This is a genomic window from Nocardioides candidus (assembly GCF_041321175.1).
Classification (GTDB): domain Bacteria; phylum Actinomycetota; class Actinomycetes; order Propionibacteriales; family Nocardioidaceae; genus Nocardioides.
On record NZ_JBGGWC010000002.1, the window covers coordinates 927,876 to 941,690 of the forward strand.

A 13,815-nucleotide genomic window follows, 5' to 3' on the forward strand; every position below is an offset into this window, starting at 1 on the left:
TCTAGAAGGTCTCCCCGGTCAGCAGCTCATAGGCCTCGACGTAGCGAGACCGGGTGCGCTCGATCACCTCGGGCGGCAGCGGGGGCGGGGACTCCCCGGAGGCCCGGTCCCAGCCCGACTCGGGCGAGAGCGCCCAGTTGCGCACGATCTGCTTGTCGTACGACGGCTGCGCGCGACCGGGCGCCCAGTCGTCGGCGGGCCAGTAGCGGGAGGAGTCGGGGGTGAGCACCTCGTCGGCCAGCACGATCGTGCCGTCGCGATCGCCGAACTCGAGCTTCGTGTCGGCCAGGATGATGCCGCGCTCGCGCGCGATCTCCTCCGCGCGGCCGTAGACCGCGAGCGTCAGCTCGCGCAGCTGCCCGGCGATCTCCGCACCCACGGTGCCGACCACGGCGTCGTACGACACGTTCTCGTCGTGGTCGCCGAGGTCGGCCTTGGTGGCCGGCGTGAAGATCGGCGCAGGCAGCCGGCTGCCGTCGACGAGGCCGCCCGGCAGCGCGATGCCGCACACCTCGCCGGTCGCCTGGTAGTCGAGCAGGCCGGACCCGGTCAGGTAGCCGCGGGCGACGCACTCCACGGGATACATCGCGAGCCTGTCGCAGATGACCGCGCGGCCGGCGACCTCGGGCGGCACGTCGGTGGAGACGATGTGGTTGGGCACCAGGTCGCTCAGCTGCTCGAACCACCACAGCGAGGTCCGGGTGAGGATCTCCCCCTTGTCGGGGATCGTCGTCTCGAGCACGAAGTCGAAGATCGAGAGCCGGTCGCTGGCCACCATCAGCAGCTTGCCGGCGTGCTGGCCGTCGGTCAGCTCGTAGAGGTCGCGCACCTTCCCCGAGTGGAGATGACGGGAGCCCGGGAGCACCGGAGCGAGCGGGATGTTCGCGAGGGCCACGGCAGCAGTCTAGGGCGAGCCCCCTCCGCCGTCGTACCTGACGTACGCGTCCTGATTTGCGTGAATTAGGACCGGAACGTCAGGTACGACGGCCTCGGCAGGCCGCACTGCCCCGGAGAGGGGGTCGCGGGCCGGCGGCCGGGCGCCGGATGGCACAGTGTCGCCATGCCGCTCTCGCCCGCCGAGGCCTACGAACAGATCGTGTCCGCCACCCGTCCCTCGCTCCAGGACGGCTGCCCGGAGTGCTTGCGCGCAGCGACGGACCGGACCGTCTGGGAGGACGAGCACTGGATCCTCACCGACGCCGAGCACGGTGACGACGTCGCCGCCGCGCTGCTCCTGCAGACCCGCGAGCACACCAAGGTCGGCCAGCTCGACGACGAGCTCGCGTCGCAGTTCGGCCGCATCTCCAACCGCCTGGTGCGGATCGTCGAGAGCACCCCGCAGGCCGAGTACGTCGACGTCAGCCGCTACGGCGCCGACCGCGGCCACTTCCACGTGTGGTTCTTCTCCCCCGCCGCCGGCGACGGCAAGGTCGACATCCACACCATCGCGACCAAGCTCGCCAACTGGGGCGGGGACTCCCGGGCGTAGCCCTCGGCCCCGGTGGGCCGTTGAGGTCATGTGACCTGGAGCTCCCGCCGTGTCCTGCTCGCTGCGCTGTGCGCGCTGACGGTCCTCGCCGCCGGCACCCCCGGTGCGTCCGCCGACCCCGCGGGCCCCACCGCCCCGGCCGGGTACGACGCCGTGGCCGACCTCGCCAACATGCGCGACGCCTACGGCCGGATCATCGGACCCGGCGGCCAGCTGCGGAACCCGGCCTACCTCCCGGCGCTGGTCAAGGAGAGCACCGTGGTCACCACGGCCCAGCTGCTCCAGCAGGCCGCGAACCCCGGCCACCTCGCCCTCACGCCGGCCGTCGCCGTGCCCGGGTGGAACGTCGGCAACCCGCTGCGCGCCGGCTGGTCCGGCACCCGTGGCCGTAGCAAGCCGATCTCGTTCACCAACCGCTTCGGCGCCCTGCTGCGCGGCACGCTCTACGCGCCGAGGGCCGACGCGCGCGATCCCTACACCGGACGGCCGATCAGGGCGCCGTACCCGGGCGTGATCATCACGCCGGGCTCGGTAGGCGGCTCCCAGGGCATGTACCAGTGGCTGGCGGAGGACCTCGCCGAGCGCGGCTACCTGGTGCTGCTCTACGACGTGCAGGGCGAGGGCACGAGCGAGACCCTGCCGCACACGGGCGACCCGGTCTTCCCGTTCTGCAACCCGTTCGCGCCGGTCGGCGGCGACCCGGACCTCGGCACCCAACAGATGACGCCGTGCCCCGGCGTGCCCTTCCAGCAGCTCGCCAACTTCACCACCGGCACGGTCGACGCGATGGACTGGTTCCTGTCCTCCGCCAACCCGTGGCTCGGCCTGTTCGACAGCTCGCCGATCCCCGACCCGATCACCCCCGGCCGCACCACGCGGCTCGCGATCATCGGCCACTCGATGGGCGCCGCCGCCGTCTCCTACGTGCAGGGGTACGACGACCGGGTGGCCACCGTGGTGGCGCTCGACAAGCTCCAGTACGCCGGCACCGGGGTCACGGGCAGCACCCCGACGAGCCCGAAGGTGCCCGCGTTGGCACTGCAGGCGGAGTACGGCTTCACGGTGACGCCGTCCTTCCTCTCCGGCGGCTCGTCACTGGTACCGGCGGCGGGCAACCCGGACCCGATGCGGGAGCGCGCCACCGGCTTCGACGCCTGGCGCGACCACGGCCTCGACACGATGCTCGTGGTGCCGCACGCGACGACGCACCTCGACTTCACCGACATCCCGCTCGTGCTGCCGGCGAGCCGGTGGGGTCAGGCGCTGAGCAGCGTCTACACCCAGGCCTGGCTCGGCCACTACCTCCAGGGCACCACGCCCGCGAGCGCGCTGCTGGCCCCGCGCTTCCGCTACCTGGAGCCCGTCGGCCAGGGCCGCTGGAAGCCGGTGACCCTCACCCGCGACGCGCTCCTGAGCACGCGCTACTGCTCGGGCTACCGGCTGCACACGGCCGCGGGCCTGCGGGAGAGCGGCGACATCACCGGCGTCGGCTGCTGAGGTCCCCGTAGGCTCGGGCCATGTCCGTCGTGAAGATCAACGCCATCCACGTGCCGGAGGCCGCCGGGCCCCACCTCGAGGAGCGGTTCGCGGCGCGAGCCGGCACCATCGACGGCTCGCCGGGCTTCCTCGGGTTCCAGCTGCTGCGCCCCGTCGCCGGCGACGACCGCTACTTCGTCGTCACCCACTGGGAGGACCAAGCCTCCTTCGAGGCCTGGCGCGACGGCTCGGGCATGGCCGCGCACGCCGCCAAGCCGGGCGAGGAGCAGCAGAAGCCGGTCTCGACCGGAGCCGACCTCCTGGAGTTCGAGGTCGTCCTGGACGTCAAGCCGTCCTGAGGGTCGCCCCCGGCCTCAGTGCCGGACCCGGCCGCCCTTGACGAGCCGCGCGTGGCACTGCCCGTCCACCACGACGATGCGGTGGTCCTTCCGCACGAGGTAGAGCTTGTAGCCGCGACCCTTGCCGTGCTCGAGCCGGCGCACGCGGTCGATCGGTCCGTCCTTCCGGTCACGCAGCACCCGGAGGCACTCGTCGAGGTTCTTGAGCGTGATGACCCGCCCGGTCCGCAGCCCGTTCCTCCGGACGCCGTCGCGGTGCGGCTCCTTGACCGCCTGGGTCGGCTCGGTCGCCGTCTCCTGCGACGTCTCGGCCGTCGTCGGGTCCGTCGGGTCGACCGAGGCAGCGGCGACGGGAGCGTCGTCCTTGCCGTCGTCGCCGCCGGCGCTGATCGCGGCCCAGGCTCCGCCGACCACCAGCAGCAGGGCGGCGGCGATGCCGACCGGCACGAGGAGACGACGGGTGGACGACGGGGACTGCTCGGGGCCGGGCTGGGACACGATCTCCTCCAGGAGCTCTTGGCGCGCGTCGTGGAGGGGCCAGGTGTCGATCAGCTCCCGCGGGTAGGGATCTGGCGACTCGATCATCGGCTCTCCCCGATCACGTGGTCGAACGGGACTGCCTGCACATGTCCGGGCACCGACGCTGCGTCACAACCGGGGTGGAGGAGGTCCTGAAAACGCTGCCGCGCGCGGGCCAGCCGCATCCGCGCGGTGCCCGGGGCGACGCCGATCACGCCGGCCGCCTCTGTCGGGGTCAGGCCGTCCCATCCCACGAGCATCAGCAGCTCACGGTCGTCGGGACGGAGCTTGAGCAGCAGCCGCCGTACGCGGTCCCACTCGGCGACGCCCGTCGCCGGATCGGATACGACGTCGCGGCCGATCGCGTCGCGCAGCCGGCCGCCGAGGCGCTGCCGGCGGCGCTGGCCGCGGTGGTAGTTGGCCAGCAGGTGCCGGGCGATCCCGAACAGCCACGGTCTCCCGTCGCCGGGCGGGGCCTCGTCGAGGCGGCGCCAGGCAACGAGGAACACCTCGCTCACGACGTCGGCCGCGTCGGCCGGCTGGTCGACCCGGCGCAGGGCGTAGCCGAGCACGGCGGCGAAGTTGCCGTCGTACAACGCACGGAACTCCTGCTCCGGGTCGTGCTCCGGCTGCCGGGGCGCGGAGGAAGGGGTCATGCCCGTCCATGTCCGCCTCGGCATCGAGCGTCACATCCCGCTAGAGGATCGCGCCCGGCGCGTAGCTCGCGGCGTCCGGGTGGCGCTCGACGACCGCCGCGACCTGCCGGCAGACCGCCTGGGTCTGCGCGACCGCCGCGCCGGTGAACGTGATCGGGTCGGCCACGAGGGTGGCCAGCTGATCGGAGGTGAGCCCCAGCCGCTCGTCGGCGGCGAGCTTGGCGAAGACGTCGTTGTCGGCCTGGCCCTTGCGCATCGCCAGCGCGGTGCCGACGGCCGCCTCCTTGATGGCCTCGTGCGCGGACTCACGGCCGACGCCGTTGCGCACCGCTGCCATCAGCACCTTGGTCGTCGCAAGGAAGGGCAGGTAGCGGTCGAGCTCGCGCTGGATCACCGCCGGGAAGGCGCCGAACTCGTCGAGCACGGTGAGGAAGGTCTGGAAGAGGCCGTCGACGGCGAAGAACGCGTCGGGCAGTGCCACCCGTCGCACGACGGAGCAGGAGACGTCGCCCTCGTTCCACTGGTCGCCCGCGAGCTCGCCCACCATCGAGAGGTAGCCGCGCGTGACGACGGCGAGCCCGTTGACCCGCTCGCAGGAACGGGTGTTCATCTTGTGCGGCATCGCCGAGGAGCCGACCTGGCCCTCCTGGAAGCCCTCGGTGACCAGCTCGTTGCCGGCCATCAGCCGGATGGTCGTCGCGAGGTTGGAGGGGGCGGCCGTCAGCTGGACCAGCGCCGACAGCACGTCGAAGTCGAGGCTGCGCGGATAGACCTGACCGACGCTCGTCAGCACGCGCTCGAAGCCGAGGTGGCCGGCGACGCGCTGCTCGAGGTCGGCGAGGCGGTCCTCGTCGCCGCCGAGCAGGTCGAGCATGTCCTGGGCGGTGCCCATCGGGCCCTTGATGCCGCGCAGCGGGTAGCGCCGGAGCAGGTCCTCGGTGCGGTCGAGGGCGATGAGGAGCTCGTCGGCGATGGTCGCGAAGCGCTTCCCGAGCGTGGTCGCCTGCGCGGCGACGTTGTGGGAGCGGCCGGCCATCACGGTGAGCTCGTGCTCCGACGCCAGGCGCGCGAGCCGGGCGAGCGTCGCGACCGTGCGGTCGCGGAGCAGCTCGAGGGACTGCTTCACCTGCAGCTGCTCGACGTTCTCGGTGAGGTCGCGCGAGGTCATCCCCTTGTGGATGTGCTCGTGGCCGGCCAGCGCGGAGAACTCCTCGATGCGCGCCTTCACGTCGTGACGGGTGACCCGCTCGCGAGCCGCGATCGACGCCAGGTCGACCTTCTCGACGACGTCCTCGTAGGCCTCCACGACACCGTCCGGCACGTCGATGCCCAGGTCGCGCTGCGCCTTGAGCACCGCGATCCACAGCTGCCGCTCCAGCACGATCTTGTGCTCGGGCGACCAGATCTCAGCGAGGTCGGCGCCTGCATAGCGGGTGGCCAGGACGTTCGGGACGGTCACGTGCCTGATTGTCCCACGGCGGGCGGGGGCGTCTCGAACCGTCATCCGCGGCCGACCGCGACCGGCCGCACCATCACCAGCTCGCCCGTGTCGTTGGTCCCCCGCACCTCGGTGAAGCCGGCCTTCGCGGCGAGCGCGAGGCTCGCGGCGTTGTCCGGGGCGATGCTGGCGCGGACCCGGACCCCCTCGCGATCGCAGTGGGTCAGCGACCACAGGACCGCGCGCGTGCCGATCCCCTGGCCGCGCACCTCATCGACGAGGCCATAGCCGATCTCGACCTCCGGCACGCCGTCGGCGGCCGGCTCGGGCGGTCCGAAGAAGCCGATGGAGCCGACGACCAGACCGTCCACGACGATCGAGCGCGGACCCCAGGGATCGTTCTCGCGCCAGACGCTCGTGGCGTCGACGTCGTCGTCGCGCGGGAAGGACGGGTGCCAGCCCTCGAGCCGGTCGCCCGACCGCAGCGCCTGCACCATCGCGGCGTCCCAGAGCGGCATCACCACGTCAGGCCTCCTTGATCGAGGCGCCCTCGACGACGCCGAGCGGTTCGGCCGCGATGTCGGAGCGGCGCTGCAGGCCGTCGAAGGAGATCAGGTCGGCGGCGGCGTAGGCGCGGGCGCGGGCGTCGGCGACGTCGTACCCCTGGGCGCGGACGGCGAGCACCCGTCCCCCCGCCGTGACCAGGTGCCGGTGGTCGGGGTCGCCCTCCTCGGGGGCGGCCACGATCGCCGTACCGGCGTGGATGACGTCGACGTCGTTGACCCCGTTGGCCGCACCGACGCCGGTGATGATGTCGCCCTTCGAGGACGACTCCGGGTAGCCGGCCGACGCGAGCACCACGGTGACGGCGGCGCCGTCGGAGAACACGGGCGCCGGCACGTCGGCCAGGCGGCCCTCCGCGGCCGCGTGCAGCAGCGCACCGAGCGGTGACTCGAGCACCGCCAGCACCGGCTGGATGTCGGGATCGCCGAAGCGGCAGTTGAACTCGATCACCCGCGGGCCCGCATCGGTCAGCGCGAGCCCGACGTAGAGGCACCCGACGAACGGCGCACCGCGCCGCCCCATCTCGTCGAGGGTCGGCTGCACCACGGTGTCGAGCACGACCTGCGGCAGGTCCGGCTGGGCCCAGGTCAACGGCGTGTAAGAGCCCATGCCGCCGGTGTTGGGGCCGCGGCCGCCGTCGAAGATGCGCTTGAAGTCCTGGGCGGGCTGGAGGGCGTAGGCCGTCCGCCCGTCGCAGACCGCGAAGACCGAGACCTCCGGGCCGTCGAGGAACTCCTCGATCACGACCCGGCCGCACGCCGCCGCGTGCGCGACCGCCTCGTCGCGGTCGTTGGTGACGACGACCCCCTTGCCTGCGGCGAGCGCGTCGTCCTTCACGACGTACGGCGCCCCGAGCTCGTCGAGCGCAGCCTCCACCTCGGCGGCCGTGGTGCAGGTCTGCGAGCGCGCGGTCGGCACGCCGGCCGCCGCCATGACCTCCTTGGAGAAGGCCTTCGACCCCTCCAGCCGGGCGGCAGCACCCGACGGGCCGAAGACCGCGATGCCCTTGTCGCGTACGGCGTCCGCGACCCCCGCGACGAGCGGCGCCTCGGGCCCGACGACCACCAGGTCGGCGCCGATCTCCGCCGCCAGGTCGGCGACCGCCGCGCCGTCCATCGGGTCGACCTCGTGCAGCGTCGCGACCGCGCCGAGGCCCGGGTTGCCCGGCGCCGCGTGGACCTCGGTCACCCCCGGGTCGCGGGAGAGGGCCAGGCCGAGCGCGTGCTCACGGCCACCGGTGCCGATCACGAGGGTCTTCACGGACCCCGATCCTAGGGTCAGCGCAGCGGGTGGAGCACGACGGCCTGCTCCCGCTCGGGTCCGACCCCGACGACCGACATCCGGGCACCGGACATGCCCTCGAGCGCCCGCACGTAGGCCTGCGCGTTGGCGGGCAGGTCCTCGAGGGTCCGGGCGGTGGAGATGTCCTCGGTCCAGCCGGGGAAGTACTCGTAGACCGGCACGGCGTGGTGGAAGTCGCTCTGGTTGGCGGGCATCTCGTCGTAGCGCGCGCCGTCGACGTCGTAGGCCACGCACACCGGGATCTGCTCGAGCCCGGTGAGCACGTCCAGCTTGGTGAGCACGAAGTCGGTCACGCCGTTGACCCGCGCGGCGTAGCGGGCGATGACGGCGTCGTACCAACCGCAGCGACGCGGTCGGCCGGTCGTCGTGCCGAACTCGAAACCGGTGTGGCGCAGGAAGTCGCCGTTGTCGTCGTGCAGCTCGGTCGGGAACGGCCCCTCGCCCACGCGGGTCGTGTAGGCCTTCACGATCGCGATCACCTGGTCGATGCGCGTGGGCGGGATGCCCGACCCGGTGCACGCGCCGCCGGCGGTCGCCGACGACGAGGTCACGAACGGGTAGGTGCCGTGGTCGACGTCGAGCAGCGTGGCCTGGCCGGCCTCGAGCAGGACCGTCTCGCCGCGGTCGAGCGCCTGCCCGAGGAGCAGGGTCGTGTCGCAGACGTACGGCGCCAGGCGGTCGGCGTGCGCGAGCAGCTCCTCGACGGTCTGCTCGACCGACGGCGCACGCCGGTTGTAGACCTTGGCGAGGATCTGGCTCTTCAGCTCCAGGGCGCCCTCGACCTTCTGGGCGAGGATCTTCTCGTCGAAGAGGTCCTGCACCCGGATGCCGATGCGGTTCATCTTGTCGGCGTAGGTCGGGCCGATGCCGCGGCCGGTCGTGCCGATCTTGCGCGAGCCGAGGAAGCGCTCGGCGACCTTGTCGAGGGTGCGGTTGTAGTCGGCGATGACGTGGGCGTTGGAGCTGACCTTGAGCGAGGAGGTGTCGGTGCCGCGCGCCTCGAGCCCGTCGATCTCGTGGAAGAGGACGTCGAGGTCGACGACGACGCCGTTGCCGATGACGGGCGTGCAGCCGGGGGTGAGGATCCCGCTCGGCAGGAGGTGCAGCGCGTACTTCTCCTCGCCGATGACCACGGTGTGGCCCGCGTTGTTGCCGCCGTTGAACTTCACCACGTAGTCGACGCGGCTGCCGAGGTGGTCGGTGGCCTTGCCCTTGCCCTCGTCGCCCCACTGGGCGCCGACGATCACGATCGCTGGCATCGGTGTGCTCCTTCGCTACGGGGACGGAGTCCCTCCGGCCACTCCGGACCGGCTGCTCGACGCACCACTTGCTTCTCGAGTTGTCGTGAAAGCGAAAGCCCCGGTCGCAAGACCGGGGCTCTTGCGACGCAACGTTACCAAATCGATGGGCCGGGCGCGTCCACGGCGGCGCTACCGGTCGCGAAGGTGGTGCGCCATCTCGGCCGCCACCGCGCGCGCCAGGTCGGCGGGGGTGTCCCCGTCCGGCTCGGGCACCACGGCGTGCACCTCTCCCCCGGCCAGCAGGTCGACCGCGCGCACGCCCTGGGCGGCGGCCATCTCGGCGGCGTGGTCGACGTCGCCGTAGCGGATCACGCTCGCCCCCTCCGGCGGCAGCGGCGACAGCCACGCGTGCTCCGTCGCGAGCACGGTCTGCGCGGGGAGCAGGGCGAGCGCACCGCCACCGCAGCCCTGACCGAGGATGACCGAGACCGTCGGCACGGTCATCGTGACGAGCGTGGCGATGCAGCGCGCGATCTCACCCGCGATCGCGCCCTCCTCGGCCGCCGGCGACAGCTCGGCGCCGGGGGTGTCGACGACGGTGACGAGCGGCAGTCGCAGATCCTCGGCCAGCCGCATCGCGCGCCGGGCCTCGCGCAGCGCACCCGGCCCCATCGGGGTCGCCGGCGTCTGCCGGGTGCGGTCCTGCCCGACCAGGACGCACGGGATCCCGTCGAGCCGGGTCAGCGCGACGATCACCGTCTCGTCGCGCTCGCCCTCGTCGGTGCCGCGCAGGCGCAGGGTGCCCTCGGCGCCGTACTTCAACAGGTCGCGTACGCCGGCCCGCCCGTCCGTCCGCGTGCGGGTGATCGAGTCCCACGCCTCCGGACCGGGGGCACCGGCGGCGAGCGGCTCGCGGCGCTCGAGCGTGGCGGGTCCGGCGGGGTCGACGGTCACCGCGAGGGCCTGGTCGAGCAGCCAGCGCAGGTCCTCGGCGTCTACGACGGCATCGATCACGCCCTTGGCGGCGAGGTTCTCCGCGGTCTGCACGCCCGCCGGGAAGGGCTCGCCGTTGAGCGCCTCGTAGACCTTCGGCCCGAGGAATCCGACGAGCGCGCCGGTCTCGGCGACGGTGACGTGCCCGAGGGACCCCCACGAGGCGTAGACCCCGCCGGTCGTGGGGTGCCGCAGGTGCACGATGTAGGGCAGCCCGGCCGCCCGGTGCTCCATCAGGGCGCGGGAGATCTCGATCATGTGCACGAAGGCCCGGGTGCCCTCCTGCATGCGGGTGCCGCCGGAGGCCGCGCTCGCGACGACCGGGATGCCCTCGGCGGTCGCGCGGCGGACCGCGCTGGCGATCCGGGTCGCGGCCGCGATGCCGATCGACCCCGCCAGGAAGCCGAACTCGTTGACGATGAACGCGACCGGCCGCTCGTTGACCCGACCTCGGCCGGTCAGCACCGACTCGTCGGTGCCCGCCTTCTCGGCGGCGGCCCGGAGCTCCGCCTGGTAGTCGGCGGGATGACCACCGATGTCGACCGGCTCGTCCCACGACTCGAAGGAGTCGTCGTCGAGCACCAGGTCGATCAGCTCACGTGCGGTCCAGCGGCGGCTCGTCCCCATGGGAGGGAATGCAACCACGCCGGTCCGGGACGTGCCGCCTAGAGTGGCCCGATGCCCACACCCGAGCCCCTGCTCGTCATCACCAACAGCGATGCGGGGACCGCCGACGACGAGGCCCTCGAGGCCGCCCTCGGCGTCCTGCGTGGCGCCACGTCGGTGGAGGTCGCGGCCACCTCCGACCCCGGCGAGCTCGACGGGGCGCTGCACCGGGCGGGCAGCCGCCAGGTGGTGGTCGCCGGCGGCGACGGCAGCCTGCACGCGGTGATCTCCGCCCTGCACCGCCGCCACGAGCTCGGCCCCGACCGGGTGCTGGGCCTGATCCCGCTCGGCACCGGCAACGACTTCGCCCGCACGCTGGGCATCCCGCTCGACCCGGTCGAGTCCGCCACCTCGCTCGTCGCCGGGCACGTGCGGCCCATGGACCTGCTCGTCGACGAGGTCGGCGAGGTCGTGGTCAACCAGGTGCACCTCGGCGCGGGCGCGGAGGCCGGCAAGCGCGGCGAGCCGTGGAAGAAGCGGCTCGGGTCGGTCGGCGTCGGCCCGGTGAACCTCGGCCGGCTCGGCTACCCGATCGGCGCGGCGCTGTCGGCCATCGACCCCCCGGCGCTCCGGCTCCGCGTCGAGGTCGACGGCGAGGTCGTCACCGACGTCGACCACCCGGTGCTGATGGTCGCGCTGGGCAACGGCGCCACCGTGGGCGGCGGCCTGGAGCTCACCCCCGACGCCGACCCGGGCGACGGCCGGATCGACGTCATGATCGCGCGCCCCAAGGGCTCGTGGTCCCGCCTCGCGTACGTCGCGCGGCTGGGCATCGGCACCCACGCCGAGCACCGCGACGTCGTGACCCGCCGCGCCACGACCGTCACGGTCAGCGGCACCGAGTTCTGGTGCAGCGCCGACGGGGAGATCTACGGCCCGGAGCGCCACCGCAGCTGGCGGGTCGAGCCGTCGGCGTACTCGATGATCGTCCCCGCCTGATCCCCCACTAGAGTTGCCGGGCGTGGCACGAGGAGCGCGCGGCGATGACCGAGGGACCGACCCGATCGACTGGGTGACCCGCACCGCCGACCTGGCGCTCCGACACGCGGAGACGGTCAACGGCGGCACCCTGCCCGCCCTGGTGACCTGCGCGTCCGGCATCAGCCCGTCGGGCCCGATCCACCTCGGCAACCTGCGCGAGTTCCTCACCGTGCACTTCGTCGCCGAGGAGATCCGCCGCCGCGGGATCAGCGTGCGCCACCTGCACAGCTGGGACGACTACGACCGGTTCCGCAAGGTGCCGGTCGGGGTCGACCCCGCGTGGTCCGAGCACATCGGGCGGCCGCTCTCCGCCGTACCGGACCCGTCGGGTGAGTTCCCCAGCTGGGCCGAGCGCTTCAAGGCCCCGCTGCGGGCCGCCCTCGCCGAGCTCGGCTGCGAGATGGTCGAGGTCGACCAGACCGCGATGTACCGGGCCGGCACCTACCGCGAGCAGGTGCTCACCGCCGTGCGCCGCCGCGGCGAGATCGAGTCCGTGATGGCGCGTTACCGCACCAAGAGGACGGACGGCGGCGAGGGCGAGGAGGAGGTCGACCACGGTGCCACCGAGGACCTCGCGCGCTTCCCGTTCAAGCCCTACTGCCGCGGTTGCGGCCGCGACACGGTCACCCTGACGTCCTACGACGACGACACCACCGACCTCGCCTACACCTGTGACGTCTGCGGCGGCTCCTACGTGACCAACCTGGCGACGCAGGACGAGGGCAAGCTGGTCTGGAAGGTCGACTGGCCGATGCGCTGGACGTTCGAGGGCGTGCACTTCGAGCCCGGCGGCGTCGACCACGCGAGCCCGGGCTCGTCCTACACCGTCGGCAAGGAGATCGTCGGCCCGATCTTCGGCGGCACCGCGCCGTCGTTCGTCGGCTACTCCTTCGTCGGCGTGGCCGGCATGCCGAAGATGTCGTCGTCCAAGGGCGGCGTGCCGACGGCGGCCGAGGCGCTGCGGATCCTCGAGGCGCCGATCCTGCGGTGGCTCTACGTCCGCCGCCAGCCCAAGCAGGCGTTCAACGTCGACTTCGGCCAGGAGGTCCTCCGGCTCTACGACGAGTGGGACGCGCTGACCAGGAAGGCGGCGATCCCCGAGAAGCGCGACGCCGCCGTGCTCGCGTGGGAGCGGGCTTCCTCGACCGCGGCCGCCGGCACCCTCCCGACCCCCGCCGTCGTCGTGCCGTTCCGGATGCTCTCCTCGGTCGCCGACGTCACCGCCGGCTCCCGCGCGATCACCGCGCGCACGGTGGGGGCGAGCGAGGCCGACCTCGAGCCGCGGCTGGCCAAGGCCGCGACCTGGATCACCGACTACGTCGACCCGGAGGACCGCACGACGGTCCGCGAGTCCGCGGACGCCGCCCGCCTCGCCGACCTCGGCGAGGACGAGGAGCTCTGGCTGCGTCAGCTGCTCGACCGGCTGCCCGACTCGTTCGCCGACGCCGACGAGCTCACCACGCTGATCTACGGCGTGCCCAAGCTGGGCCGCGGCCTCGAGCTCGACGACGCCCCGACCGACGAGGTGAAGGCCGACCAGAAGGCCTTCTTCCGGCTGCTCTACAACCTCCTGGTCGGTGCCGACCGCGGCCCGCGGCTGCCCACCCTCTTCGCAGCGCTCGGACCCGACAAGGTGCGCGAGCTCCTCACGCCGCCCGCCTGAGCGGCCCGGCCGCCCCGCTGCCGCGGATCAGTCGAGGAGCTCGGCAGCGGCCGTCGGGCTGGAGTCGCGCAGGAACGCCGAGCAGCGCTCCCACTCGTCGGTCTCGCCGATCGCGCGGGCACGGGTCGCGAGGAGCGCCAGGCAGCGCAGGAAGCCGCGGTTGGGCTCGTGCTCCCACGGCACCGGCCCGTGCCCCTTCCACCCGTTGCGGCGCAGCATGTCGAGCGAGCGGTGGTAGCCGACGCGCGCGTAGGCGTAGACCGTCACGTCGTCGGCGCCGTCCGCCGCCGCCGCGTCCGCGAGCGTGGCCCAGGCCAGCGGCGACGCCGGGTGCCGGCGTACGACGGCCGCCGGCTGCTCGCCCGCGGCGATCTCCTCCGCGGCGGGGTCCACGGGGAGGTGGGTGGGCGGCGGGCCGGCCATCAGGTCAACGTGACTCATGACCCCAGCCTGCCAGAGGGGGAACAG

Annotated in this window: 14 protein-coding genes; 5 read left to right on the forward strand and 9 right to left on the reverse strand. The window is 73.0% G+C overall.

The features are described from left to right. Window position 1 precedes the first annotated feature (1 nt). Entirely contained in the window at window positions 2-895 is an 894-nt protein-coding gene (locus ACAX67_RS14190) for a phosphoribosylaminoimidazolesuccinocarboxamide synthase (RefSeq protein WP_370704500.1), read from the reverse strand. Window positions 896-1,060: 165 nt separating this feature from the next. Between ACAX67_RS14190 and ACAX67_RS14195 the strand changes: the two genes are divergently transcribed. Genes ACAX67_RS14195 through ACAX67_RS14205 form a run of 3 tightly spaced genes read left to right on the forward strand, consistent with a single transcriptional unit; the run spans window position 1,061 to window position 3,324 of the window. Then, window positions 1,061-1,489, forward strand: a complete 429-nt coding sequence (locus ACAX67_RS14195) for a hypothetical protein (RefSeq protein ID WP_370704501.1) — start codon at window positions 1,061-1,063, stop codon at window positions 1,487-1,489. Window positions 1,490-1,519: 30 nt separating this feature from the next. Then, window positions 1,520-2,986, forward strand: coding sequence for a dienelactone hydrolase family protein (locus ACAX67_RS14200; RefSeq protein ID WP_370704502.1), 1,467 nt, complete (start codon window positions 1,520-1,522; stop codon window positions 2,984-2,986). A gap of 20 nt (window positions 2,987-3,006) precedes the next feature. Further along, window positions 3,007-3,324, forward strand: coding sequence for an antibiotic biosynthesis monooxygenase family protein (locus ACAX67_RS14205; protein ID WP_370704503.1), 318 nt, complete (start codon window positions 3,007-3,009; stop codon window positions 3,322-3,324). A 15-nt stretch (window positions 3,325-3,339) separates the two neighbouring features. Here the strand turns inward: ACAX67_RS14205 and ACAX67_RS14210 are convergent, their stop codons facing one another. From ACAX67_RS14210 to ACAX67_RS14240, 7 genes are all read right to left on the reverse strand, one after another. Continuing rightward, window positions 3,340-3,909: a hypothetical protein gene (locus tag ACAX67_RS14210; RefSeq protein ID WP_370704504.1), complete on the reverse strand. Its 570-nt coding sequence runs from the start codon at window positions 3,907-3,909 to the stop codon at window positions 3,340-3,342. Beyond that, window positions 3,906-4,499: an RNA polymerase sigma factor gene (locus ACAX67_RS14215; protein WP_370704505.1), complete on the reverse strand. Its 594-nt coding sequence runs from the start codon at window positions 4,497-4,499 to the stop codon at window positions 3,906-3,908. Before ACAX67_RS14215 ends, ACAX67_RS14210 begins: the two co-directional genes overlap by 4 nt. A gap of 40 nt (window positions 4,500-4,539) precedes the next feature. After that, window positions 4,540-5,958 (reverse strand): adenylosuccinate lyase, encoded by a 1,419-nt coding sequence (purB, locus tag ACAX67_RS14220; RefSeq protein ID WP_370704506.1) that lies wholly within the window; start codon window positions 5,956-5,958, stop codon window positions 4,540-4,542. Between the two features lie 41 nt (window positions 5,959-5,999). Beyond that, complete coding sequence (locus ACAX67_RS14225; RefSeq protein WP_370704548.1) at window positions 6,000-6,455, reverse strand: GNAT family N-acetyltransferase; 456 nt, start codon at window positions 6,453-6,455, stop codon at window positions 6,000-6,002. Between the two features lie 7 nt (window positions 6,456-6,462). Further along, the gene (gene purD / locus ACAX67_RS14230; protein WP_370704507.1) at window positions 6,463-7,761 is read right to left on the reverse strand and encodes a phosphoribosylamine--glycine ligase; all 1,299 of its coding nucleotides are present in this window, start codon (window positions 7,759-7,761) and stop codon (window positions 6,463-6,465) included. 17 nt (window positions 7,762-7,778) lie between these two features. Next, window positions 7,779-9,062, reverse strand: a complete 1,284-nt coding sequence (locus ACAX67_RS14235) for an adenylosuccinate synthase (protein WP_370704508.1) — start codon at window positions 9,060-9,062, stop codon at window positions 7,779-7,781. A gap of 171 nt (window positions 9,063-9,233) precedes the next feature. Then, window positions 9,234-10,664, reverse strand: a complete 1,431-nt coding sequence (locus ACAX67_RS14240) for a carboxyl transferase domain-containing protein (RefSeq protein WP_370704509.1) — start codon at window positions 10,662-10,664, stop codon at window positions 9,234-9,236. Window positions 10,665-10,715: 51 nt separating this feature from the next. Here ACAX67_RS14240 and ACAX67_RS14245 point away from each other — a divergent pair, with 51 nt between their 5' ends. Both ACAX67_RS14245 and lysS read left to right on the forward strand, forming a co-directional pair. Beyond that, window positions 10,716-11,642: a diacylglycerol/lipid kinase family protein gene (locus ACAX67_RS14245; protein WP_370704510.1), complete on the forward strand. Its 927-nt coding sequence runs from the start codon at window positions 10,716-10,718 to the stop codon at window positions 11,640-11,642. 22 nt (window positions 11,643-11,664) lie between these two features. Beyond that, entirely contained in the window at window positions 11,665-13,347 is a 1,683-nt protein-coding gene (gene lysS, locus ACAX67_RS14250) for a lysine--tRNA ligase (protein WP_370704511.1), read from the forward strand. Window positions 13,348-13,374: 27 nt separating this feature from the next. Here lysS and ACAX67_RS14255 read toward each other — a convergent pair whose 3' ends face one another. Then, the gene (locus tag ACAX67_RS14255; RefSeq protein ID WP_370704512.1) at window positions 13,375-13,788 is read right to left on the reverse strand and encodes a DUF3151 domain-containing protein; all 414 of its coding nucleotides are present in this window, start codon (window positions 13,786-13,788) and stop codon (window positions 13,375-13,377) included. Window positions 13,789-13,815: the final 27 nt, after the last annotated feature.